Raw genomic sequence first — 25,679 nt, 5'->3', positions numbered from 1 at the left:
CTTTAAGAATTTAGTATTTCGCGAAAGAGGTTAAGAATGTCTTCGTTGGGCGCCTGGTTGGCATTTTTGGATTTAAAATAATCCCCAAATAGTGTAGCGATATCTTGGGTCAGATTAATTTCTTTTGTCTCCAGCGTATTTTGTTGATCATGTTGAACAACAGGGATTAAATAGACAATTCCTGAATGCGTCTGATAAATCAGTTTACGGTCTTCAGCTTTCAGGAATGTTTGCGATTTTAGGGTTAACTCCACGAATGTTTCGGGGTTTTCGGACAGCCAAGTGATACATTGGCCAATATCCGCAAACGATTTTCGGACCAGCGGCTTTCCTTGGCGGAGTGCAATTTGTTCGTATGTGACGTCTTTGCCCGGTACGGCATTGACGATGTTGACATACTTTGTCTGTCCCGCTTCAGCAAAACTATAGCAAAGCGGTGATGAAGCGTATACAACAGGCTTTTGCGCGGAGCCGATATTTTTGAATCCATGGATATGGCCCAATGCCGTATACTGAATCTGATCGGGGATAGATTCGGAATAAATCAGGTCAGCATTTCCAATTTTAATGGGTTTTTCTCCATCAGGTTCTTCGATTAGCGGAGTGCCAATTTTATTCATATAGAGGTGTGCTGTCAGGATATTGACACCCTTGTCATCACAATAGGCTTCAGCTAGCTTCAGCCAATTTTCTGCGAGCGCTCTATTTAATTGAACTTCTTTCTCTTCCCCCAGGTATTGTTTGAGCCGGATCTCGTTGGCATACGCGGTATGTAGTATTCGGATAGGATAGTTATGACCGTCAATACGAAGCTCGATAAAACCTTTGTCTGAATGTAGAACGGCGAAACCTTCAGCTGTAAACGGTGTAATAAGGGAATTGGGATGACCGATAAGGATAATGCCAGAGGCCCGTGCTAGCGGATCCGGCGCATCGATCAAATGTGGTGAATCGTGGTTCCCCGCAATAGCGACTACAGGCCGCATACCATTTTTTGCCAGTCGTTTGATGGTTTTGTAAAAGAGCTCGATGGCTTCTACACCGGGATTGAAGCTGTCGAAAAGGTCGCCAGCAATAAGCACCAGATCCACCTCTTGTTGGTCCGCTATCTGGATAATTTCCTCCATGACCAGGTGTTGTTCATCCATGCGGGAAAAGCTGTCCAATCGCTTTCCTAAATGCCAATCTGCAGTATGTAGTATTTTCATGATGAGCCCTTAATTTTTACCAGATAGTACAAACTAAGATAAATTTAGACGGATATGCAATTATAATTGCATATCCGTCTAAATTTATGCTGGCGTAGGTTTGAATGGTATCGCTGAATGATGCTGAAATGTTAAAAGTTGTTAAATGCGGTCGGTAAAAATCATTTAATTGTATTTTTAGTCTTCCAAAATTAAGCTAAGAAATCGTTGATAAATTAAATTTATGCATAAAATTTACCTGTGTTTATGTGTTTTCTTTCTGTATTTTACAACGTTAAATGCACAAGAAATACAAGCAATCAAAGGGGAAACAGCTTATCCTTTTTTATTGAAAGATGCCGACCGGGATGCTGCGGCATCTGAAAAGCAGCCTGTTTTTGTGTTTTTGCATGGCCGGAGCTTATCGGGTACAAATTTAGATCGTGTCAAACGCTATGGGGTGTTATATGCCATCAATAAGGGCCAGGAGGTGCCCGGAATTATTGTTGCTCCCCAATCCCGTGGCGGCTGGGATCCGGATAAAGTGATCGAAATTGTCGATTATGTTATCGCGCATTATCATGCTGATCCTGATCGTATTTATGTATGTGGAATGAGTATGGGGGGGTACGGTACCATGGATGTTGCCGGAAAATATCCGGACCGTATTGCGGCTGCCGTGGCGATTTGTGGTGGCGGATCGAGCCAATATGCTTCCAACCTGAGCCAGGTACCTATCTGGCTGCATCATGGAACAGCTGATCGTGCTGTACCAATTTCAGAGTCCAGAAAAATTATGAATGCTATAAAAAAGGCCGATCCCGATGCTGATGTGAGCTTAAATGTGATCAAAGGTGGAACGCACGGTAGCGTCGAACGTTTATTTCACGATGGTGCGATTTATGACTGGATGTTAAAATTTAAGAAAAAGCATAAATCCTAAGGTTTACATGGTCGTCAGGTTTGCGCTGTTTGGGGCATTTGAAATACTGTACAAAAGAAAAAGGCTGATGTTCATCAGCCTTTTGTTATTTTAACCCTCATCTGTGTTTTCAAGCCGTTGTTGACGACTGAATTGCGCCATTAACACATTTGGTTGATGGATCAAATGCGTTTTTGCAAGATATTCCTGATTGTCTGCATAGATAAATAACAGGGTGCCATCCTTAATGGTATTGATTATTGGTGCAGCATATTCCCGGGGTACTGCCGGGCAGCCATAGCTTTTGCCTAATCTTCCCAAGCTTGAAATTGTTCCAGTACTGCAGTAATCTGCGCCATGCATGACCACGTACCGTGCTTTGGCATTATCATTTATTCCTTCCTCCAGGCCATTCAGCACCAGCGAGTAGCCATTTTCTCCATTATAGGTATTTTCTGTGACAAAAAAACCTAAGGAGCTTTTTAAGGATTCTTGCTGATTTGAAAAATTTGTGGCATAGTTTTCGCCACTATTTTTCCCATGAGATACCAAGGTGTTAAAAAGTACCTTTTTGTTGGCCAGATCAAGCACAACAAGTCTTTTTTCCGTGGATGCCAGGGAAAAGTCAATGACTGTCATAATATCTCTGTTGTGCATGGATAGCTCTTTTCTGCCTTCCATTGCTTGTCGGAACGCCTCGTATTTTAATATCGGGCTTAAATTCATTTCATCATATAAAGAATCAACTTCTGTACGTTGACGTTCTACATTTATATGATGGATGTTGGTCTGTTGATTTGTTGTTTTTAAATCTTCTTTCGTTGACAAAGCTGTATTTAATGCCATTAAAAGAAACATAAACGTATTTCCCATTCTCCTCCCTTTTTCTGTGTAGATGTTTACAAAAATAATTATTAAAGTTAATACATATTTGATTTACAGAATGTTAAATATTGTTAATCAATAACAATTACGAGTGAGGAAAGGTCTTTTGACCTTTTGTAGACAAATTGAGCGTGGGATGACGCATTTCTGACACACATATGGGACTTAGGCGTCGTACCCAAACTTTCGCTGTATTCGATGATACTGCCGCTTGGATTATTGACTGGAACGCCATGAATATAAGCTCCCGCCGTAAATCTGGTCGCATAGGGAGCAAAGCCCGCATAGGTGCGCGTACCGTCTTCATAGTAAAACATTTTTGATTTGTGCTCTTGTACTACAAAAAGCCCTGTTGGCGTTTCCTGAGCATGTGGCGGTTTGTGTCTGCCACTGGTGATAGGATTCATACTACGTACAAGCCATTCTCTGTCCACTTTTTCCAATGTGCAGATATTCTGGTTTTTGACGTCAACAACGTTAATAATATTAAATTGCACACTATCGCGTATCAGACGTAGATACCGTTTAGGAATCGTATATTTTCCATCAAATGATACGCCTGCAATCGGTATTCTAGCTAGGGTATCTGCACCTTTTAGGCGAACCAGCCATCCGTCACGTCCGTAACGGACAGGTTTGTCCGTGGCCGGATCGTATAATGGGGCGGCTTGATAGCGAGCCACATTGAAGCTGTCAGCAACGCGTTTGTATGCATCTCGTTTGAAATCTTTAATCGTGGGAGCTTCTCCTTGTTCATTCTGATAATTCTGAAGAACGGCATAGCGTGAGGGCGTCTGCTGAAAATTCTCCACAAAAGCCAGCTGCTCCTTTATTTTGTCCCATTGAAAACCACGCGTGGTGTCCTTATAAGGATAAGTGTCTTCCAGTGTATATTTTTTGTATAACAGGTCTTTTTTGATAACAATATCATCTGCTGTCACTGGCTTTGGCTTTTCTTCCTGCTTTTTAGTGTGGGGAGCTTCCTGATGCTTAGGCGGCCGCTCTTCTTGTACTGTACTTTTCTTTTCTTGCTGGCAACCCAACGATAGAACTAATAGGCTAAATACGAGGCATGTTAATCCTTTGTTCATATATGGATTATATAAATTGTTGTTTTATTCTTTAAATATAAGAATAAAACACATTTTTTAAATGATTGATAAAAAGTTAGTTTTGTAATATCAAGTAGTAGTATGCATAAGATTGTGATTTGTTCAGCAATGATGATTGGCCCTGATGGAGACTTATTGCTGGTTAGAAAGAAGGGGTCAAAATATTTTCAATTGCCCGGAGGGAAGATTGCTGCCGGAGAAAGTGATGTAGAGGCTTTAGTGCGGGAACTCAGGGAAGAGCTGAATTTTGATGCAAGGCGCATTGCCTTACAGTTTATCGGTCAGCATAGCGCACAAGCGGTGAATGAGCAAGATACCTTGGTCGAGGGACATATCTATCTGATAAAACTCAATGTGAAGGTCCCTTTTACTCCACAGGCCGAATTGGAAGAACTACAATGGATCAAAAAAGATAGTTGGCAAAATTATCAGTTGGCTCATCTCGCTGAAGAATTCGTCGTGCCAAAGTGGCTGTCCGGAGACTTTTGACAGCCTTGGTTTGATTTGAACAATTTAAGCCTTTGTTTGTTAATGTTTTATCATATAAACAATAAATAAACTAAGGTTATGGAAAATCAGCTTTTAAAATCAACTAAAGACTTTTTTAATGACGAGATTCTTACTCGGTTCGGGCAACGCTTAAACCAAAATCATGAACAGGTAAAACAGGGCTTAAACGTTGTTGTTCCTGCACTGTTATTAGGCATGAGTCAACAGTCCGATAATGGTGGTGGAATGGCGGCAATTTTGGAACAAGGAAAACAGCATTTTTCGAATTTTGACCTTACTCGATTTTTAGGTGATCGGACAAATGATGGAGATGTGGAGGGCCAAGAAGTGGTCTCGGAAGGTTCGGACAATAGCAATATCTTGACTTCTATATTTGGTGGTGGGTTAGAGACTGTGATAAGTACCATTGCCGGCTATCTAGGCTTTAGTGCAGACTCAGTGCACAAATTGATGCGCTTCTCGCTTCCAGCTATATTCTCCAGCTTGACGAATAAGGGGCAACACTGGGATGCAAGTGTAATAAGTCAAACATTAAAAGAGAATAAGACTGCATTTGCTGCTGCTATCCCTGCTGGTCTTAGTTTAGGCGCCTTTGGAAAACTATTTGATGGTGATCATTTTTCGGAACCCGAAACAGTCGTGCCTGAAAAGCCCGCCGAAGATATTGTGAAAAATGTCGAACATCATCAAGATTCGCCTGTTATTAACCCGGCTACAGAGTTAGGGGCGCATAAGGAACCTTTGGCATTACCCCGAGCAGATGCTGTCAAAACAGGTGCTGCATCAACAAACTCTTCAGGTGGTGGATGGTGGAAGATTTTAATTGCGTTAATTGTCATTGCGCTTCTTTGGTTTTTATTTGGCAAGGGCTGTAGTGGGGATAAAAAAGAGGGCTCTTCGGATACCAGTGTCAATCAAGTACAGTTAGATTCAGGAAATATGGCGGGAGGCGACCCGTCTAGCGAAATTGATCGTGAGCGCTTGGATGTGGCGCTGCCAAATGGTGCAAAGTTAGGCGCGTTTAAAAGCGGAATAGAAGACCAATTGGTTCAATTTTTAAGATCTGATTACAAGTCTTTAGGAGAAGATTCATTGAAAAATAAATGGTTTGATTTTGATAACCTGAATTTTGAAACCGGTACTGCAAAGGTCTTACCTGAAAGCCAGGTCCAACTTAGTAATTTGGCAGAAATACTCAAAGCCTTTCCAACGGCTAATGTGAAAATTGGAGGTTATACGGATAAAACTGGAAATGAAGAATTCAATAAAAAATTATCATTGGATCGCGCAAATGCTGTGAAGGAGTATCTGGATAATGCAGGACTGTCTAAGCAGGTCATCGGAGCTGAAGGATATGGTTCGCAATTTGCCAAGTACGCGGCCGATGCGCCAGAAACTGATCGGATTTTAGATCGACATGTTGCCGTTAGCGTTAGGTAATGTGCGGCGGAAATGTGAAGTTTGAAATGTTTGATAATATAAAAGCGGATCCAAAAGAATCCGCTTTTTCTATTTTTAGTAGTTTTTTTAGGGGATTACGTAATGATTTCGCGATGAGTGGAAATAATCATCCATATTTTGGCGTTTTAAAATGTTATGGCAAAGTTTGTTAGAAGCTATAAACACAGGCTAGTAGAAACTGACCGGCTGATTTTGTCGGAGAAAGGTCATTCTTGACGAATTTCTCAGAATTGCTTTTGTCAATTCTTACTTCGGGTATAAATTTGAAGCCGTGGTAGTTGTACTCAGCTGTCAACGTGGTAGCTAGCATATTGGAACTAGGAATTCCATTGGTTTCTTCTTTGTGAGTTTGGAAGAACTCTTCACGTAATCCTATTCCGAAATTTTCTGAGAGATGAACTCTTGGATAGAGAGCTACTCCAGTGTATCCGCCTTCGGCTTTTCGTTTATAATGCGTGGCGTTTACACCAAGATAGAATTTTGGTGTGAAATCGTAATTTCCTACAAAATCCACAAGCGTGCCTGAACTATAGTTTTCCTTACCCCCAACAGAAGATCCTGTAAGAAAATTTAAGTAAAAACTGCCTTTGTCGTTGGGTCGGTAAGCTAATTGCGAGCCAACGTGTGAGACACCATTTAGATCTTGGTACACATTCCAGTCATTAAATATACCTACCATCAATGCAAATTTATCAGAAAAGCTATAAGTTGCTTTTAGTCCCGCATCTTGAAAGGGGCCGGCACCGAATAAGTAGGAGGTAGAGTAATGGAAATTATAAGTAGGTGAGATGACTTCAAACCCGACAAATGTTCCCATGAAGCCAGCAGTAAGGTTAAGTTTGTCGGTAAGATCGTAGCCAACATATAAATTTTGGATGTGGAAGCTATTCTTGTCATCACCAGGTTGACCGTCTCCATTAATAATAGACCGATATTGACCGCGGGGGCCAAAGGAAAGTTCCCCTACAAAAGAAGCTTTCTTAAACTGCTTTTTTAAAGCCAGATCAACCATTCCTATAGACACAGAATTATTATCCTCGGTAAAGTAAGTGTTGATGTTCGGTTTATTTTGGAAGTCATATTTCCAATAGGTGTCTACCGATCCTGATATTTCAACAGGTTTTTCTTTTGTTTCCTCTTGTGACTTTGATTTTTGAATGAAAATTATTGAAAAAATGATGATTGTTAAGATTTTTTTCATGTTGATAAGGTTTTAAGTTTGATCTGTTTTAATTTTTGTTGATTTTTCTTTGTTTTTTTATAGGTTTTTGTGGTTTTGTATTTGTTTTCTGTGAAATTATGTAAAAAATATCATAAAAAATAATATTTGATAGTAATTTTTCAATAAAAAGAGTTTATATTTGTCAAAACAATAAGTAAGAAAGGGTTTTTGTTTTGTTTTTGTATTTTATTTAAAATTTATTGACGTATTAATAAACACTAATCAGTTTAAAAAAAATGAAAAAAATTATTCCACTCTTTGTTCTAGTACTTTTGGGCGTATTAGGACTTGTATTTCCCTCAATAGATTTATCTGCGTTGAATAAAGCAGAATTTGACACAGGGGATACAGCCTGGTTATTGACTTCTTCTGCGTTGGTGTTGATTATGACACCTGGTCTGGCTTTTTTTTATGGGGGAATGGTCAGTAAAAAAAATGTGATCTCGACGATGATGCAAAGTTTTATCTGTATGTGTTTGATGACGATCCTATGGGTCATTGTTGGATTTAGCCTGGCCTTTGGTGAAGATATCGGCGGAATTATAGGTGATCCTCGAACATTCTTTATGATGAAAGGTACATTGGGGAATATTGCCTGGGGCGCCCTACCAACCATTCCATTGGTTTTATTTGCGATGTTTCAATTGAAATTTGCGATTATTACGCCTGCACTTATTACTGGTGCATTTGCTGAGCGTATACGATTTAACTCCTATATGTTGTTTATTATCTTGTTTGGTATCTTTATTTATATGCCCTTGGCGCATGCTACCTGGCATCCAGAAGGAATTTTGGCAAAATTTGGTGTACTTGATTTTGCCGGCGGCACTGTTGTGCACATGTCAGCAGGCTGGGCGGCATTGGCTGCTGCGATTTATTTAAAAGGCCGTAAATCACAGACGCACAATCCAGCACGTATAAGTTATGTGATCTTAGGAACTGCTTTGTTGTGGTTCGGTTGGTTCGGATTTAATGCAGGTTCGGCCGGAGGTGCCAACTCGTTAGCAGCCTACGCCTTTGCGACCACAACTACAGCATCGGCAATGGCGGCAATGGCTTGGATATTTGTGGATATCATCCGCGGTAAAAAACCATCAGCAATGGGGGCATGTATCGGTGCAGTTGTGGGACTGGTAGCAATTACGCCAGCAGCAGGATTTGTTAGCATTCCACATGCCATGGTTATTGGACTAGTCGCTGCATTGATTAGTAATCTAGTTGTCTATTTAAGGAGCAAAACCAGCATCGATGATACATTGGACGTGTTTCCTTGTCATGGTGTAGGTGGTATGGTAGGAATGGTGCTAACTGGTGTATTTGCACATCATAATGTAAATCCATTGGTTGTTGACAATGGCTTGTTTTTTGGAGAAACTAAGTTATTCTTTGTGCATACGGTAGCTTTATTTGCCGTATCTTTCTTTGCTTTCGTAGGCTCTTTGGTACTGTTAAAAGTAACGGATCTAATTTCTCCTTTACGTGTAGAAGAAACAGATGAGGAGCTTGGTCTGGATGTTTCTCAACATGCTGAAGCACTTTAATTGCTAAGATCAAAATCGTTTAATCATCCCAAACAATGCTTTCACGCGGCATTGTTTGGGATTTTTTTTGCACCTTTGCCCAACAGAGCGAATATGCTGCACTATTTTAGTTTCCTTATGAAAGATACAACAAAAGAAATATTGCGTTCGGATTTTGAGAAAATGATGCGCCATGCATTACAAAAAAACGGTGATTTTGGTTTCCATATATTTGGTGACTACGCTGCATCTGTTCTCAATTTCTATGTTGGAAGCGCTATCTTGGCGTTAGTTGAAAAGCGTGAAGCCGCGCTATTTCTTGCGAGTCTGTATAATGCAGGAATAAAAAATGCGATCAATCAGCAAGATCTTCAAGAGATCGCTGATGTTTTAGCCCAGGATCCAACGCTCAATTACCAGGTACTCGCGCCAATTTTTGATTAATGCTTTGTCCAAACCAGCTTGCCGGTTTCATAGCCACATTGTAACGCATAGGTGAGAAACTCATTTCTGATCTTGTCCGGAATCTCGGTATTTCTGCCCAGAATCCACATGTAATCAAGGTTGTCTCCAAACACAAGGGCGTAGCTGTAATCGGGAGTTATTTTTACAATATGATAACCACTGTAAAATGGGCCAAAGAATGATACTTTCAATGCACCTTCGTGTGAGCTGTTGACAAACTTAGCTTTTCCGATGGACTGTTTCCAGCGTTCTTTTTCCTCCGAGTAACCTTGATTGTTGACCCGGATTGTTCCATCCTTATTCTTGGTATACTCTGCCGAAACTTGACTGAGCCCTCTTTCCCAGCGAAAGTCAAGCCGTGCAATTTCAAACCATTTCCCGAGGTATTTATCTAAATCAAAAGGTTCTACTACATCCGGACGGGAGATAACGGGCTTTAACGCATTGTATGCCACCGTTCCCAACGCCACAGCGGTCAGTAGTAAGAGCGATTTTTTCTTGTCTATATTCATCTTTTGGATTTGTTTGTTGATAAAACAACAATTTTAATACCAATATGGTTTAGGCATACCGCGCTATTTTCTTAATTTTGTTGACTTAAAAATTGTATTTGTGTATTCAAGAGAAGAAGTAAAGCAATTGAAACAGCTGTTCTGGACCAAATTTGGGCAATTCATGTCCCTGCACTCCGCTGCAGACGGCGAAAAAGTCAATTGGATTAACTATAAGACCGGCGTCAGGCATTTGTATTTTAAGATGGATGCGGATCAAAATACTGCGAAAATTGCGATTATCTGGTCACATGCGGATGCCGGAATCCGCACATTAATGGCGGAGCAGTTCCTGCAGTATAAAGGGCTGCTTCATGCTATCCTTGGGGAAGATTGGGAATGGGATATGGATAGTTATGACGCATATGGCAAGCCCTACTGCCAGATCTATAAAACCTTAACCGGCCATAGCATTTTTAAGGAAACGGAATGGGGAGAACTGATCGCTTTCTTTAAACCACGCATGATCGCGATAGATGAGTTCTGGTCTTCGGCAAAATACGCATTCGAGATCTTTAAATAATTACAATAAAATAAATATAACAATGAAAAAAGTGATTAAGGGTCTGTTGACTGTAGCTTTGTGTTTTCAGCTTTCATCGGTATTTGCCTGGGGGACCATTGGGCACCGCGTCGTCGCCGAAATAGCGGAGCGTCATTTGAGCAAAAAAGCAAAAAAGAATATCGGAAAAATCATTGGACAGCAAAAGCTGGCATACTGGGCAAATTGGGGGGACTTTATCAAGTCGGATCCGAATCCTGAATTTAAGAAATTAGGCAATGCGCATTTCATAAACTTAAATTCAAATTTACCCTGGGCAACGTTTCAGCAAGGACTTGAAAATTCGGCTGATGAGAATTTATACAAAATGGCAATACGTATCGAACAGTCTTTTGCTGATAAAAATATTTCGCTGGACGAGCAGAAACAAAATCTCTATTTCTTGATCCATATCCTGGGAGATGCTCATCAGCCCATGCATGTCAGCCGTGCAGAAGATCAGGGCGGTAACAAGATCGAGGTAAGCTGGTTTGGGAAAAAATCCAATATTCACCGTGTCTGGGACAGTGATCTCGTGGATAATGAGAAGTATAGTTATACCGAATATGCAACGGTATTGGATGTCAACGGAAAAAAGGAGAATGAACAATTGGCCGCGGGTGAACTGTCTAATTGGCTGTACGAATCCAATCAGCTTGCTGAGAAGATTTATGCCGATGTTGCCAATAATGCAAATTTGTCTTATTCGTATGTTTATCAAAATAAAGATACGATGGAACAGTGTCTGTTAAAAGGTGGTTTGCGTCTGGCTAAGGTATTGAACCGCATTTTTGGGTAATCCAAAGTTAATGTGCTATGAATAAAAGTCGTATCATGCTTATGATGCGATTTTTTTGTGTCAGTATTTCGGTCTCGGAAGGTAGGGTTACATTTTTTCTGTTTATTTTTAAACAATGCATAGTGCTTATTTGTTACTTGCACATCGTAAATCTTTCTTTATGACCATTCCACAGCTGTTTAAAAAAATTATTCCCTTTGCACGTCCTTACCGTAAATTGATTGTTTATACCTTGCTTTTGACCGTTGTCGGATCATTTGCTGCACAGATCAATGCTTTTATTTTGCGGTATACGGTAGATACCATCAACGCCTTGATGGTGGCTAAAGAACCCTTGTCAAAGGGGATGTACATTGTCGGGATCATCAGCGCGGTACTATTGCTCAAGGAAATTGTCTATGCATTGGTGCAGTTTGGACAGAAATTTTACGGGGAAAAGCTCCGTATTTATATTGCACGTGATTTTTCGCAATCCATTGTCAGTCGTATTTTGACCTATAAGCTCGCTTTTTATACATCAGCAGATAATGAAAGTGGCAAGCTGGCGACACGTATCGACTCAGGGATCAGCTCACTGACACGTTTAGTACAAAACTTCTTTATTGATATTCTCCCCTTATTTGCCAACGCCATCATTGCTCTGGTCTGTATGTTCTACGCCAATGTATACGTTGGCTTGGTAGGGCTTGCTGTCATTCCTTTATATCTTTATATCGGTCAGACACAGGCTTCTAAACTAACGGGTTTTAGGCGGCAGATGCGCAAATACCGCGAATCGAAAAATAATCGGATTATCGCTTTGATCGATTCAATTCTTGTCATCAAATCTTTTGTGCGGGAGCCCGAAGAGGCGAAGCGACACGAAAAGATTCAATATGAAATGACCGAAAACCAGATGCAGACCCGAAAAACAAGTTTCTTCTATGATAGTATCAAAAATTTTGTGGAGCAGATTGCTGTCGTTGGCATTATCGTGCTGACGGCCTATTTGGTACTATCCGGACAAATTACGATTGGAGCGATTATGTTTCATATCATGCTATTTAACAATGTTTCGGCACCCATCCGCCAGCTGCACCGTATTTACGATGAAGTAAATGATGCCCTGATCTATTCAGAATCCTTTTTTGAGATTTTGGAATCCGATGATCAGATCGAATCAAAAGGGACTTATCGGCCGGCACAAATTCGCGGACATTTGGCGCTGAACCATGTCTTCTTTGAATATCCTAACGGGACGCAGGCTTTAAAAGATGTCAATTTTGAAATTAAACCCAATGAAATTACAGCATTAGTTGGATTAAGTGGCGCAGGGAAAAGTACAATTATCAATTTGCTGGACAAATTCTACGAGCCTACACGAGGACGGATCTTGCTGGACGGCGTTGATCTAGCGGATTATGATACGGCGTTTCTACGGCAACATATCGGAATGGTGCTGCAGCGTAACCATATTTTTAAAGGAACAATATTTGAAAATATTGAGTATGGCAAGATGGGAAGCTCACGGGAGGAAATTATGGAAGCGGCGAAGAAAGCATATATCCATCAGCAGATTATGGAACTTCCAAAAGGATATGAATCGGATGCGCAATTACTTTCAGGTGGACAACAGCAGCGCATTGCGATCGCAAGGCTGTTCCTAAAAAATCCGCCTATTATTTTTCTGGATGAACCCACGGCAAATCTGGATGCCATTGCTACGGAGCAGATTAAAAATAGCTTGGACGCGATCAAGAAAGATCGAACGGTGATTATTGTATCGCATAGCATCTCCCAGATTATCGATTCAAATGCCATTGTGGTTATGGAGAAGGGGCATGTCGTGGAGCAGGGGCAGCATGAAGATCTCTATATGCAGAAGGGTGCCTATTACGAGATCTTTTCTGCTATGGCCAACAGCCTTAATTTAAGTAAAATCAGTAAGACCTTAAATGGAGATGAAAATTGATGTAATCTTTTTTGATGCTAATGCGAACGGCTATGCAATAGCATTCCAATGACAACCAGACCAATTCCTGCACAGGAGTAACTATTTGGAAGCGCGGCCTGTAATAAAATGATTTCACCCAACAAGGTAAAGATCACCTCCATGGCCTGTGTAGCTTCTATTGCGGCGAGTGCTTTAGGGTCGGTGCGGACGATATCTGTCGCTGTAAAGAATAGGAGTGTGGCAATCACACCCGAAAAGATGGCTACCATCAGAGTTTGCAGCAGCTGACTCTCCGTAGGCCCTCCTTTATCCAGATAACCGAAGATGCTGAGCATTAGCCAAAAAGGCATGCTGCATAAAGTCATGCCCAGGGTGCGTTGGAAGGCATCCAGTTTGGTTCCTGCAATTTGCATCATTTTACGGTTTCCCAGCGGGTAAGCGATTGCTCCGATCAATACTGGGATAGTACCCAAAAGCATGGATTTTACGGAGGTTGCCCGTGCCTCGGAAATCTGCATTAGCACAATGCCGAGGAAAATAATAACCGAAAACAGCAGCGAAGCTTTGGATATCCCTTTTCGATGCCCTTTTTTCTCCATTAATAGCCCAATAAACATTCCTGCGATAATGGTAAATTCAAAGGTGCTGGCCACCAGCCAGGAAGGACCGAAGCTTGCGCCAAATGTCAGCGTAGCATAAAACAGACCAAAACCTATCGTGCTCCATAGCAGCCACTGCAAGGGGGAGGATTTGATAGCATAAAAGAGTGGTCCTAAATTGCCCCTTATTAATACAATGACAAACAAGATGGGAAGCATCCACAGAAAGCGCAAGGATGCTGTCCACTGCCAGCTTCCTCCCGAAACGGACATGATACGGTTTAGGACAAAGGTACTTGCGAAAAATAACGCGGCCAATATTCCTAAAAAAAGTGCCGTCTTTTTATTGTTTTTTATTGTAAATTGGGTTGGCATAAATAAAATGAATGCGGTGTATATTTCCTGCTGTGAAAGTACGCAAATGCCCGTTTAATTGGAAATGAAACAAAAAGTAATTAATTTTTATGGCGATTTTCTCATTTAAAATTCCTTATTTTGCCTAATCAATAAAACAAGTAGTAAGAAAATTAATCAAGATGATTATACAACCAAGAACTAGAGGTTTTATTTGTTTAACCTCGCATCCACAAGGGGCTGCGCAAAACATTAAAAATCAAATTGAATACGTGAAATCAAAGGGTGAGATCGCGAATGGTCCAAAGAAAGTACTTGTAATCGGTGCTTCTACAGGATTTGGTATTGCATCTCGGATTTCTGCAGCATTTGGTTCTGGAGCTGCTACAATCGGTGTATTTTTTGAAAAACCTGCGGCAGAAGGTAAACCAGGGACCGCTGGTTGGTACAATTCCGCAGCTTTTGAAAAAGAAGCTCATGAAGCCGGATTATACGCCAAAAGCATCAATGGTGACGCATTTTCAGATGATATAAAAAAACAGACCATTGACCTGATCAAAAAAGATTTAGGACAGGTGGATTTAGTGGTGTACAGTCTAGCTTCTCCACGCCGCACGCATCCCAAAACAGGTGTTGCGCACGCATCTGTTCTGAAACCTATACAAGAGCCTTTTACCAATAAAACGGTAGACTTCCATACAGGCGTTGTTTCGGATATTACGATCCAGCCCATAGAAAATGATGAAGACATCGTGAATACGGTTGCAGTAATGGGAGGGGAAGACTGGAAATTCTGGATCGAAGATCTGAAAGCTGCCGGCGTTTTGGCTGATGGAGCGAAGACAGTAGCTTACTCTTATATTGGACCTGAGCTGACTTATCCGATCTACCGTAACGGAACGATTGGACGTGCGAAAGACGATTTAGAAGGTACTGTACCTGCCATCAATGCGATCTTAAGTGATCTTCATGGTGTCGCATATGTCTCTGTTAACAAAGCTTTGGTTACGCAATCCAGTTCAGCAATTCCTGTAGTACCTTTGTATATCTCTCTATTGTATAAGGTGATGAAAGAGAAAGGAATCCACGAAGGTACGATCGAGCAAATGCAGCGCTTGTTTGCAGAACGTCTTTATACAGCGGATGGCAAGGTGTTGCTTGATGATAAAGGCAGAATTCGCGTTGATGATCTTGAAATGCGTGAAGATGTTCAGGCAGAAGTAGCGGCATTATGGGAGAAAGCAACTACAGAAAATTTAGCTGAAATCTCCGATATTGAAGGTTATCGTAATGAGTTTTTCAATCTATTTGGTTTTAATTTTGATGGCATAGATTACAACGCTGACACGAATGAAGTCGTTGCGGTGCCAAGCATTGAAAACTAACCTAAAATATACGTTATAAAAAAGGCGATCCACAATTGGATGGCCTTTTTTTAATTCGATTTTGCATATACCCATTCTATCATTTCAGTTATCCAATGGGCACAGGTGGGGATTTTATTTTTTTACAGCTTTTCACTGCCGGCCTTGCCGGGTTAGGCAAGCTTTGTCCGTTGATTATAGCATAAATTTCCCACTACTGCCAAACCGATGGACACCATAATGGCGCTGAAGGGGTAGATACCACTCATACCGACATTATTGGCTACAAAACCGATCAGCGGCCCTGTAATTCCCAAGGAGATATCGATAAATAATCCGTAAGCGGCTAATGCCGACCCCTGCTGGCTCTGGTCGACCCTTTTTATTGCTTCCACACCAAGAGCAGGGAAAACAAGTGAAAAGCCCAGGCCTGTCAGTGCGGCTCCGACAAGTGTCCATAGGGGATGGACAGCCAAAGCAATGACCAGGAGACCCAATGTTTCGACAAAAAGACTGACTAAGGCAACTTTTAAACCGCCATATTGATCAATCACCTTATTGAATACAAGTCTCGTCAGAATAAAGAAAATACCAAAGGCTGTCAAACATGCCGCCCCATTCTGCCAATTGAAATGCTCATAATACAGCGTCATAAAGGTTGAGATACTTCCAAAACCAAGACCACCTAAGGCTAGACATATTCCAAATGGAGCGACAGTCAGAAGCACCCGCTTGAAGCTTATGGAAGCTGTCTTCTTGCGGTCCACTTGATAAGGTTTTTTTGACTTACTATAAAAATACCCCAGGATTCCTATAACAATGGCGAGTAGTGCTAACGATTCGTAATTGATATGATCCACCATAAATACACCCAGCGGAGCGCCGATGGCAAGCGCACCATAGCTGGCGATGCCGTTAAATGATATCGCCTTGGCAGCATGCCCATCACCAAGCTCCATTAAAGCCCAGTTGATGGGGCTAGCACCCACCAAACCCTCGCCAATACCGGTAAATAGCCGTGTAATAAGCAATAAACCCAGGCTAATAAAAGGCTGTGATTTGAATAAAAAGACCAGCAACAGTAAAATGCCCGAAAGTGCAAAAAAGAGCATGCTACGCAGGACAGATACTTTGGGGCCTTTGGTATCCACGATCTTTCCGGCATAACCCCGGAGTAAAAAGGTCGCAATATATTGTACACTGATGACCAGTCCGGCGATAATTGTATTAAATCCTAGAATTTGATGGATAAAAATAGGTAAGGTCGCAAGTGATAAGCCAATTGTGAAATAACCAAGGAAAGTTAAAGAAACATAGCCTAAAATCTTTTTACTGACCTCGGGAAGAGAAACTGTCATTTTAAAAATTTTAGGCAAAAGTACTTGTTTACACTTGTTTTTGGAAATAAAACTAATAAACAACTGTCTCTTTAATCTCACAATTTTTATTCAGCCATTCCTGATCAAACTGTTTGGGAGACAGTTTTTTGCCCTGATAAATATAATAGGTTCTTTCGGATTCTCCTTTTACCGGAGGACCGGGAATTTTATTGACAATTTTTTCTTCGGGACAGTCCTGAATGAGCGCTTGCTGGCTATTCTGACGGGCTTTGCAGGAGACGAATGTTGCTGTTAAGATGAGGAGATATGTTAATTTATTCATGAGTTTAGTTTTATTGTATTGAATAACGACACTTGTGGCCGAAGTGCGACACGATTTTACGGAATAATACACAACTTTTTAAACGATCGTTTGTTCTATAAGAGGCTTTCGTCAGGTGGATGAAGAAGAGAATTTATCACGAAGCTTGGAAAGGTCAGGGCAAATTATTCAATAATAATTATATACAATAAAAGAAAATCATGAGAAGAAAAGCAACAGCCTTATGGAACGGGAATCTAAAAGAAGGTAAAGGAAATTTGACAACAGACAGCACAGTATTGGACCATACCCAATATTCATTTTCAACACGATTTGAGGATGGCGTGGGTACCAATCCGGAGGAGTTATTAGCTGCTGCCCATGCTGGCTGTTTTACAATGCAACTGAGCGCATTCTTAACCGAAGCCGGTTTCCCCCCCGATGAGCTCAAAACTGTGTCGACCATAGTATTTGAAAATGGTGCAATTGTCCGTTCTGAACTAGAACTGACCGCTAAAATCCCCGCCATTGATGAACCTGAATTTCAGTCACTTGCTAAAAAGGCAAAGGAGAATTGTCCTGTTAGCAAGGCATTTAATTTTGAGAAAACATTGCAGGCTACTTTGCTATAAGGTCATTTTTTAGAAGAGTAATATCAGTATAGAAATGCAGTTAATTTGTCGAAATATTACAAATTAGCTGCATTTTTTCGTTAAACTAATAAAAAGCTGTTACTTTGGTTCTGACTGGTTTATTATAGTGCGACAATCGACCAAACGTCCCAAGTGTAATAAGTCCAGCTGTTAGGATTAGGGAAAGTTAAACGAAATTATTTTGGTACAGAAAAAGAAGAACAAGCTAAATGCCACTGCACTATTAGAAAAGAACAGGGGGGAAGGAATCGTGTTTTTACAGGAGAATGCAACGAAAGCGGAGGTAACTGTCTGCCAGTCGGGGTTACAGTATAAAATATTGACAGAAGGGGCGGGCAAAACTCCGACAAAGACTTCCAAAGTCATCTGTCATTACAAAGGTGAACTATTGGACGGAACAGTATTTGACAGTTCTTACAAACGCAAACGTCCAGAAACATTCCATATCAACGAACTTATTCAAGGCTGGCAAGAGGCGATGTGCATGATGTCTGTGGGATCGATCTGGCAAGTTTATCTTCCACCACATTTAGCTTATGGAAAGGAAGAATTGCTGCCTCGAAAAGGGGGGGAATGCACCTTGGTGTTTCAGATTGAACTGATCGCGATTCTATGATGGTTCTTGAAATCGATCGCTTGCTAAACAAAGGAAGGGAGTAACCGGTATTTAAGAAAGTAAATTTTTCCCTTAGGAATAAATGCATAATTTTTTTTATGTGAAACCTGATTCCCTTATGAAAAGGTGGCTCCCTCAAAACAAATAAAAAGTCCCCGATTTTGCCGGGGACTTTTTATATCTATTTTAGAAAAACTTATAGTATAATTATTCTAATTCTTTGATTTTATTATTTATTTCAGTGGTTTTAGCTTCGTCCTGCATGAAAACATAATAGTTTTTTAGATTAGTAAGCGCATCTGCATTTTTTGGTTGTAAAGCAACTGCTTTTTCTAAATAAGGTAATACCGGTTTTAGTTCAGCTTTAATCTTATCTACTTCAGTATTGTATTGCGCCTGAGTCAATTTTCTATTATTATTAACAGCATTTAGTTTTTCACGTGTTTTATTCATCAACGTGATTGCTAAGTTTGTATTGGCTTCAAAAAAGTTAGGATCGATTTCCAATGCTTTTTTATAAGCAGCAATTGCCGCTTCGTCATTTTTTGCAGATGACTGTGCGATACCTAAATAATAGTTCAGACTTTTGTTTGATGGATCTTTCGCCAATTGTGCAGTAATGGCATCGATAGTCTCTTTTTCGTGACCTGTAATCAAGTTCAATTCGATGTTTTGGGTCATTGCTGCATTGTCGTCCGGATAAGCTTCAGCAGCTTTTTTGGCGTACTCAAGAGCGGAAGTTGTGTCCTGCAGCGATAAATACAATTTAGGTAGATCGACCATAATTGTTTTATGTGAAGAAAAGTCTTTTCTAGGGATTAACTCTTTGTAACGTTCAATTGCATTTTTATAATCCTTATTGGACAATGCGGCGACGCCACTGTAGTAAGTTACCAACGTATCTCCAGGAAGGTAAGTCAATGCTTTCGTGAACGAATTATAAGAATCGGCATATTTTTGTGCCTGGTATTCTTCTGCACCAATATTGAAGTTGTATTGTCCAAGAATTTGCTCTGCAACAGTGATGTTCGCTTTGTTAGCTCCATCGGTATCCAATTGTTTTGCTTTGGCAATACCATCTTCTGCTAATTTTGCTAATTCGCTGGATTTATCTATAGTAGATAGGTTTGCGTTGACCAAAGCATATACTGTCCAAGCTTCTGCATTATCTTTTGTTTTTTCGTTGATAACAGCAGCGTCGATAGCTTCTTTCGCCGATTTTAGATTAGGTAGGCCTAATTGTGCGGTACCCGCTTCTTTTAATTCCTGAAATTTTGCAAGACCAGTTTTTGCTTTTTTTACGTTACCCGTTTGGGCGAAAGAAACTGATGTCGAAACAGTACCTATTGCCGCTAATAATAATAGAGATTTTAAATTCATATCTATTTAACTGTTAATTGATTCAATAATAAATTTACCCTGTCTAATTGTGATGCATCCTCAATAAGCGTATAATATTTTGCCAATGCTTTTAAGGCATTAACATCATAAGGTCTGATCTCGTTTGCTTTTAATAGATATTCGACCGTCAAATCTTGAATATCTTGATTTGTCGGATCTTTTAATAGCGTTTCGAGATTAATCAAACCTAAGGCCAAATTAGATTCATAGTTGTTTGGATCTAACCTTAATACATTGTTATAATATTCTTTTGCTTTTTTCAGATCATTTGCATTTTCGTAAGAATAACCGGCAATGTAATTTAATTCAACATTCTCAGGCTCTAAACGGATTGCATCAGCGATAACGTTCAATATAGCATCATACGAGCTATTAGCCGAATACACATCGATCAATCTAAAAAGTATTTGCTTATTCTCCGGGAATACAGCATGACCTTTTTCTAAAACGTTTAAGACATCCTGTTTAGTACCACCTAAACTATAAATTTGCGCTAATTCTAAAAAATAGTTTGGTTTGGGACTTTCCCCTTTAATGAGTTCATCATAGTATTTGATTGAATTCATATAGTCTTTGTTTTTCCCGGCGAGTACAGCAAGATTATATTTCAGATCACTATTTTTAAAACCAAGTGAATCTATACGAAGGTAAGCTTTATACGCTTTATCAAACTTTTCTTCTTTTAAAGCAACACCACCTTGATAGGAGATCGCGCCAGCAAGATTTTGACGGATATAATCCATTTCGGCAGGAAAATTCCGGCGTGCTTTTTTTGCATCTAATAATCTTAATGACTTAATGGATATATCTATAGGGTCTAGTTTATACTGTTGTTTTCTAGTTGAATCCGCAACTGCCAGCGAACTGTATACCAAGGCCCTCAAAAGATTGTTGTTGACAGACGCCGAATCTTTTTTGGATTGGAATGCTGCATCGGCAAACTTACGGGCATTTTCAAGATTTTTAAAATCGCCAGTTTTGGTATATAAAGCAAAACTGTTGCTGCCCTCTTTCAAATTTGATTGGGCAACAACAGTTAAACTACTTGCAGATATGAACAATGATATCAGTAAGTTTTTCATTCAGTTTATTCTTCGTTTGAATCTATATTTTCCTCAGAAGTTAATCCTTCGTTATCTCCTTCTGTTGAATTTTCGGTCTCCTCAGACTCTTCCTCAGATTCTTCTTCACGATCAACTTTTGTGATGGAAGCAATCTCGTCATTGTCTTTCAGATTAATGAGTCTTACCCCTTGTGTTGCACGACCCATGACACGTAATCCTTCGACAGCAATCCGGATGACAATACCTGATTTATTGATGATCATAAGGTCTTCTGCATCTGTAACACCTTTAATCGCTACCAACTCACCTGTTTTGTCAGTTACATTGATTGTTTTGACACCCTTACCTCCACGGTTTGTGACACGGTAATCTTCGATATCAGTACGTTTTCCATAACCTTTTTCTGAAACTACCAATACAGTTGTCTCTGAATCATTGACACTAATCATGCCAATCACCTCATCACTTTCGGAAGACAGGGTGATACCTCTAACTCCCGTCGCTGTCCGGCCCATTGGACGTACTGTAGATTCGTTAAAGCGAATTGCTCTACCAGAACGCAGTGCCATCACAATTTCGCTGCTTCCTGTAGTCAAACAAGCTTCGATCAATTGATCACCTTCGTTGATGTTGATTGCATTGATACCATTTGCTCTTGGGCGGGAATAGGCTTCCAAAGAAGTTTTCTTGATGGTACCTTTTTTAGTACACATGATAATGAAGTTGTTTTCCAGGTATTCCTGGTCTTTCAGGTTCTTCACTAAGATAAAGGCCTTGATTTTCTCTTCCTTCGGTACGTTGATGATGTTTTGAAGTGCACGACCACGTGAAGTACGGCTTCCTTCAGGGATCTCGAACGCACGTAGCCAGAAACAGCGACCTGCTTCGGTAAATAGAAGCATATAGTTGTGCGCCGAGGCTGTAATGATATGTTCCGTGAAATCCTCTTCGCGCGTGTTTGTTCCGATTGATCCACGGCCACCACGACCTTGACGTTTATATTCGGTTAATGGCGTACGTTTTACATAGCTGTTATGGGAGATTGTGATCACGATTTCTTCGTCATCAATAAAGTCTTCCATACGCATGTCTTCGGCAGAATGAACGATCTGCGACCTACGTTCGTCACCATATTTTTCTTTGATCTCAATCAACTCATCTTTGATGATCTTCATGCGGAGCTCTTCGTCTGCTAATATCGATTTCAAATAGTCAATTGTTTTCATCAATTCAGCATATTCTTCTTTGATCTTATCACGTTCCAGTCCAGTCAAACGACGCAAGGTCATGTCCAGAATAGCACGGGCTTGAAGATCGGATAGACCGAATTGCTCCATCAATCCAACACGTGCATCTTCGGGTGTATCGGAGTTACGGATTAATTTGATGACTTCATCCAAATGATCCAGGGCGATCAAGTATCCTTCCAAGATATGCGCCCGTTTCTCAGCTTCCGCCAATTCGTAACGTGTACGTCTGACGATAACATCGTGCCTATGTTCAACAAACTCACGAATCATATCTTTTAGATTCATCAGTACAGGTCTTCCTTTAACTAAGGCGATATTATTGACTGAAAAAGAGGTTTGTAGCGCTGTATATTTGAATAAATTGTTTAGAACAACATTGGCATTTGCATCACGTTTAATGTCATAAACGACACGCATACCGGTACGGTCAGACTCATCGCGGATAGCCGAAATACCTTCCAGTTTCTTTTCGTTGACCAATTCAGCCGTACGTTCGATCATATTGGCCTTATTCACTTGATAAGGGATTTCGGTCACTATAATTTGCTCTTTTCCGGATTTGGTCGTTTCGATTTCTGCCTTTGCGCGCATAACGATACGGCCACGGCCCGTATTGCAAGCGTCCTGAACACCCGCGTAACCATAGATTAATGCTCCTGTAGGGAAATCAGGCCCCTTGATATGTTGCATTAATTCGGGTACTTCAATATCACGGTTGTCGATGAAGGCAATGGTGCCGTCAATCACCTCAGAAAGGTTGTGCGGGGCCATATTCGTTGCCATACCTACAGCGATACCTGAAGCTCCATTAACCAAGAGGTTAGGGATACGCGTAGGTAATACAGTAGGTTCCTGTAGGGAATCATCAAAGTTATTCTGAAAATCAACAGTATCTTTATTGATATCGGATAGCATTTCTTCGGCAATCTTTTTTAATCTCGCCTCCGTATAACGCATCGCCGCAGGAGGATCACCGTCAATCGAACCGTAGTTACCCTGACCATCTACCAACGGATAGCGCAAACTCCAATCTTGAGCCATACGAACCATGGTATCGTAAACGGATGAATCACCATGTGGGTGATATTTACCTAATACGTCACCAACGATACGGGCAGACTTTTTATAAGGCTTACCACTGGTAACCCCTAAGTCCAACATACCATAAAGAACACGTCTGTGTACGGGCTTCATACCATCACGTGCATCAGGGAGTGCCCGCGATACAATGACAGACATGGAGTAGTCAATGTAAGCAGACTTCATCTGATCCTCGATATTGATTGGGATAATCCGGTCGTTTGCCGGAACAAGATTGTTGTCGTTTTCTGTTTCTTCAGCCATATGAATTTGGTTTCAATAAAACTAGTAAGCAAGCCTTTTAATTGGCTTGCTACGCATGCGAAGTTACAAAAATTTAACCTCAAAAGCGAATGAATTCAACCCTAATATACACAAAAAAGACAATCTTTTATGGATTGTCTTGGTACTTATGCCGTATTGTTTTTATTTCAATTTTTTAAAGCGCAGACGGATGGAGTTACCGATGACAATGAGGTCGGAGAAGGCCATACTTAAAGCTGCGAGCATGGGGCCTAAGAACCCCGCAGCGGCTAATGGGATCGCGATAATATTATAAGCAAATGCCCAAAAGAGATTTTGCTTGATAGTCAATAGGGTATGATGACCTATTTGTAGGAGCTTCTCGATGGATTTCAAATCGTTGTTCAATAAAATGACTTTTGCAGATTGGATAGCGATGTGCGTGGCGTCACCAAGTGAAATGCCAACGTCGGCTGCAGTAAGGGCAGGAGCATCATTGATACCATCACCAATCATCGCTGTAAGTGCTGTCTTTTTTAGGTCGGATAGAACCGTTAATTTTTCGCTGGGTGATTTCTCCCAGTAAACATCGGCTATGCCAAGTTTTTGCGCTGTCCGTTCACATTTGCTTTGTCTGTCACCACTCAATAGAATGGGTCTGATACCCTTGTCCTTTAAATGTTGTATAAGTTCTTTTGCGTGGGGTTTGATCTGATCTTCAAGAACGATACCTGCGATGACCACGTCATTGATGGTCAACGTCAGATCGTACCTATTGGAATAATCTTTCTTGCCAATTTTCGCATTACAAATCGAGTAGCTGTTTCCATTGGTATCCGTGGCAAATATTCCTTGTCCTTTTATTTCGTTGACTTCTTTGAAAATAATGCGGTATGACTTTATTTCCTTGAGCTGTTTGCGGATAGATTGTGCGATTGGATGACTGGAATAACTTTCTAGTTGAGCAATGATGGATTCAACCTGGGATTGCTCAATGCCAAAGGTCTGAATGGCTTTGATATTAAAATCCCCTGTTGTCAAGGTTCCTGTCTTGTCAAAGACCATCTGCTTGATTTCAGACAATTCTTCAATCGTGCTCCCGCCTTTAATGAGTATACCTTGTTTGGCTGCTCGACCAAGGCCGACCATCACTGCTGTCGGTGTAGCCAGACCCATCGCACAGGGGCAGGAGACGACCAGCGTCGCAATAGCGTTCATCAACGCATGTTGTAAAGGTAATTGGGCTATAAAATAAGCAATAAAGAAGGTGAAAAACGAGACCGTGACAACAATAGGTACAAAATAGGCTGCTACTTTATCTCCAAATTTTTGAATAGGTGGTTTTTTGCTCTGCGCGTCTTTAATTAATTGAATAATCTGATATAAAACACTTTTAGAACCCACTTTGGTGGCGGAGATTCTGATGTTACCGGCTGTTAGCAGTGTACCGCCAATTACGGCATCATATTTTGTTTTTTCGATTGGGAGACTCTCGCCTGTAATCATGGATTCATCAATCCACGCATATCCATCTAGGATATCCCCATCTGCTGGAATCAGGCCTCCAGTATTCACTTTCAGGATATCTCCAGATTTAATCTCCCTGGCGGAAATTTCAATTTCGCTATTATTCTCAATTTTAATTGCCTTAATGTCTTGATATTTAACCAGATCTTTGATGACAGATGTAGTCTTTGTAACAGCGCGTTTTTCAAGAACGTTACCCATAAAGACCAACGTAATAATCGTTGCACAAGTTTCGTAAAATTGATAATCGTGTCCCAAGTGATAATATGTGCCAATAGCGCTATAGACAAAGGCCGCAGTGGAGCCGACAAAGATCAGTACATCCATGTTGGGCATTTTATTCCAGAGCGAATGCAGGGCGCTATTGCCAAAGTATAGGCAACCAATAAGGTAGACCGGAGTACAAAAAGCCAGCTGTATATAGGGGTCATGCAGCAAGGGAATGTTGATAAACATGTGGCTCCATAGTGGAATAGTGAAGAATAGGCAAATGATAAAATTGAATTCGACTGATTTCCAAAAACTCACTTTGCCATCCTTATCCTTGATGACTTTATAGCCCAATGATTCTATGCCTTTGACAAGTTGCGGGACCTGATCCTGGGGAATATTGGAGAACTTTACTTCATCTGAAGTGAAATCAACGTAAATCTCCTTAGCGCCCATGTCTTCCAGGTATTTATGAATTGAAATAGCACAATTCGTACAGTGCATTCCGGTTACGTTGAGTTCAGTTTGCACGTTGGATTCCTTCATTTAATAGTCTGTAATGCTTTAGG

General features: G+C 40.7%; 23 protein-coding genes. 11 read left to right on the top strand and 12 right to left on the bottom strand.

Features of this window, described 5'->3' with window-relative positions:
* Positions 1-2: 2 nt before the first annotated feature.
* A complete protein-coding gene (locus tag HPC41_RS12205) occupies positions 3-1,208 on the bottom strand; it encodes a metallophosphoesterase family protein (protein WP_172394286.1) in 1,206 nt (401 codons plus the stop codon).
* Positions 1,209-1,431: 223 nt separating this feature from the next.
* Here HPC41_RS12205 and HPC41_RS12200 point away from each other — a divergent pair, with 223 nt between their 5' ends.
* Positions 1,432-2,130, top strand: coding sequence for a carboxylesterase family protein (locus tag HPC41_RS12200; RefSeq protein ID WP_172394285.1), 699 nt, complete (start codon positions 1,432-1,434; stop codon positions 2,128-2,130).
* A 90-nt stretch (positions 2,131-2,220) separates the two neighbouring features.
* On the opposite strand, the gene HPC41_RS12195 is transcribed toward HPC41_RS12200, so the two are convergent.
* Together HPC41_RS12195 and HPC41_RS12190 are read right to left on the bottom strand one after the other, a co-directional pair.
* Positions 2,221-2,982, bottom strand: coding sequence for a murein L,D-transpeptidase catalytic domain family protein (locus HPC41_RS12195; protein ID WP_246250616.1), 762 nt, complete (start codon positions 2,980-2,982; stop codon positions 2,221-2,223).
* A gap of 83 nt (positions 2,983-3,065) precedes the next feature.
* Positions 3,066-4,085, bottom strand: coding sequence for a L,D-transpeptidase (locus HPC41_RS12190; RefSeq protein ID WP_172394284.1), 1,020 nt, complete (start codon positions 4,083-4,085; stop codon positions 3,066-3,068).
* 102 nt (positions 4,086-4,187) lie between these two features.
* Between HPC41_RS12190 and HPC41_RS12185 the strand changes: the two genes are divergently transcribed.
* Entirely contained in the window at positions 4,188-4,595 is a 408-nt protein-coding gene (locus HPC41_RS12185) for an NUDIX hydrolase (protein WP_246250613.1), read from the top strand.
* A 78-nt stretch (positions 4,596-4,673) separates the two neighbouring features.
* Entirely contained in the window at positions 4,674-6,056 is a 1,383-nt protein-coding gene (locus tag HPC41_RS12180; RefSeq protein ID WP_172394283.1) for an OmpA family protein, read from the top strand.
* A gap of 169 nt (positions 6,057-6,225) precedes the next feature.
* On the opposite strand, the gene HPC41_RS12175 is transcribed toward HPC41_RS12180, so the two are convergent.
* Positions 6,226-7,278, bottom strand: coding sequence for an outer membrane beta-barrel protein (locus HPC41_RS12175; RefSeq protein WP_172394282.1), 1,053 nt, complete (start codon positions 7,276-7,278; stop codon positions 6,226-6,228).
* 257 nt (positions 7,279-7,535) lie between these two features.
* On the opposite strand from HPC41_RS12175, the gene HPC41_RS12170 reads away from it, so the two are divergent.
* Both HPC41_RS12170 and HPC41_RS12165 read left to right on the top strand, forming a co-directional pair.
* The gene (locus HPC41_RS12170) at positions 7,536-8,840 is read left to right on the top strand and encodes an ammonium transporter (RefSeq protein WP_172394281.1); all 1,305 of its coding nucleotides are present in this window, start codon (positions 7,536-7,538) and stop codon (positions 8,838-8,840) included.
* A 117-nt stretch (positions 8,841-8,957) separates the two neighbouring features.
* Positions 8,958-9,263, top strand: a complete 306-nt coding sequence (locus HPC41_RS12165) for a hypothetical protein (protein WP_172394280.1) — start codon at positions 8,958-8,960, stop codon at positions 9,261-9,263.
* Here HPC41_RS12165 and HPC41_RS12160 read toward each other — a convergent pair.
* On the bottom strand, positions 9,260-9,796 hold the full coding sequence (locus tag HPC41_RS12160; RefSeq protein WP_216660741.1) for a lipocalin family protein: 537 nt from the start codon (positions 9,794-9,796) through the stop codon (positions 9,260-9,262). The genes HPC41_RS12165 and HPC41_RS12160 overlap by 4 nt on opposite strands.
* 100 nt (positions 9,797-9,896) lie before the next feature.
* Here HPC41_RS12160 and HPC41_RS12155 point away from each other — a divergent pair, with 100 nt between their 5' ends.
* From HPC41_RS12155 to HPC41_RS12145, 3 genes are all read left to right on the top strand, one after another.
* The gene (locus HPC41_RS12155; RefSeq protein ID WP_172394279.1) at positions 9,897-10,358 is read left to right on the top strand and encodes a DUF4268 domain-containing protein; all 462 of its coding nucleotides are present in this window, start codon (positions 9,897-9,899) and stop codon (positions 10,356-10,358) included.
* A gap of 22 nt (positions 10,359-10,380) precedes the next feature.
* Positions 10,381-11,175 carry a S1/P1 nuclease gene (locus HPC41_RS12150; protein WP_172394278.1) on the top strand — a complete coding sequence of 265 codons (795 nt, stop codon included), beginning with the start codon at positions 10,381-10,383 and terminating at the stop codon, positions 11,173-11,175.
* A gap of 115 nt (positions 11,176-11,290) precedes the next feature.
* Positions 11,291-13,126 carry an ABC transporter ATP-binding protein gene (locus HPC41_RS12145; RefSeq protein WP_246250610.1) on the top strand — a complete coding sequence of 612 codons (1,836 nt, stop codon included), beginning with the start codon at positions 11,291-11,293 and terminating at the stop codon, positions 13,124-13,126.
* Between the two features lie 17 nt (positions 13,127-13,143).
* Here HPC41_RS12145 and HPC41_RS12140 read toward each other — a convergent pair whose 3' ends face one another.
* Entirely contained in the window at positions 13,144-14,082 is a 939-nt protein-coding gene (locus HPC41_RS12140; protein ID WP_172394277.1) for a DMT family transporter, read from the bottom strand.
* Positions 14,083-14,243: 161 nt separating this feature from the next.
* Here HPC41_RS12140 and fabV point away from each other — a divergent pair, with 161 nt between their 5' ends.
* Entirely contained in the window at positions 14,244-15,446 is a 1,203-nt protein-coding gene (gene fabV, locus HPC41_RS12135) for an enoyl-ACP reductase FabV (protein WP_172394276.1), read from the top strand.
* Positions 15,447-15,598: 152 nt separating this feature from the next.
* On the opposite strand, the gene HPC41_RS12130 is transcribed toward fabV, so the two are convergent.
* On the bottom strand, positions 15,599-16,783 hold the full coding sequence (locus HPC41_RS12130; protein ID WP_172394275.1) for an MFS transporter: 1,185 nt from the start codon (positions 16,781-16,783) through the stop codon (positions 15,599-15,601).
* A 52-nt stretch (positions 16,784-16,835) separates the two neighbouring features.
* The gene (locus HPC41_RS12125) at positions 16,836-17,087 is read right to left on the bottom strand and encodes a hypothetical protein (RefSeq protein ID WP_172394274.1); all 252 of its coding nucleotides are present in this window, start codon (positions 17,085-17,087) and stop codon (positions 16,836-16,838) included.
* 200 nt (positions 17,088-17,287) lie between these two features.
* On the opposite strand from HPC41_RS12125, the gene HPC41_RS12120 reads away from it, so the two are divergent.
* Complete coding sequence (locus HPC41_RS12120) at positions 17,288-17,698, top strand: OsmC family protein (protein WP_172394273.1); 411 nt, start codon at positions 17,288-17,290, stop codon at positions 17,696-17,698.
* A 202-nt stretch (positions 17,699-17,900) separates the two neighbouring features.
* The gene (locus HPC41_RS12115; protein WP_172394272.1) at positions 17,901-18,335 is read left to right on the top strand and encodes an FKBP-type peptidyl-prolyl cis-trans isomerase; all 435 of its coding nucleotides are present in this window, start codon (positions 17,901-17,903) and stop codon (positions 18,333-18,335) included.
* A 207-nt stretch (positions 18,336-18,542) separates the two neighbouring features.
* Here HPC41_RS12115 and HPC41_RS12110 read toward each other — a convergent pair whose 3' ends face one another.
* From HPC41_RS12110 to HPC41_RS12095, 4 genes are all read right to left on the bottom strand, one after another.
* On the bottom strand, positions 18,543-19,715 hold the full coding sequence (locus HPC41_RS12110; protein ID WP_172394271.1) for a tetratricopeptide repeat protein: 1,173 nt from the start codon (positions 19,713-19,715) through the stop codon (positions 18,543-18,545).
* 2 nt (positions 19,716-19,717) lie between these two features.
* Entirely contained in the window at positions 19,718-20,818 is a 1,101-nt protein-coding gene (locus tag HPC41_RS12105; protein ID WP_172394270.1) for a tetratricopeptide repeat protein, read from the bottom strand.
* A 5-nt stretch (positions 20,819-20,823) separates the two neighbouring features.
* Entirely contained in the window at positions 20,824-23,394 is a 2,571-nt protein-coding gene (gene gyrA / locus HPC41_RS12100) for a DNA gyrase subunit A (RefSeq protein ID WP_172394269.1), read from the bottom strand.
* Positions 23,395-23,556: 162 nt separating this feature from the next.
* Complete coding sequence (locus HPC41_RS12095; RefSeq protein WP_172394268.1) at positions 23,557-25,656, bottom strand: heavy metal translocating P-type ATPase; 2,100 nt, start codon at positions 25,654-25,656, stop codon at positions 23,557-23,559.
* Between the last annotated feature and the right edge of the window lie 23 nt (positions 25,657-25,679).

It is taken from the genome of Sphingobacterium prati, from assembly GCF_013167215.1.
GTDB lineage: Bacteria > Bacteroidota > Bacteroidia > Sphingobacteriales > Sphingobacteriaceae > Sphingobacterium > Sphingobacterium prati.
The sequence above is the reverse complement of the archived record's forward strand: the minus strand, read 5'-3'. Positions and strand labels throughout refer to the sequence as shown.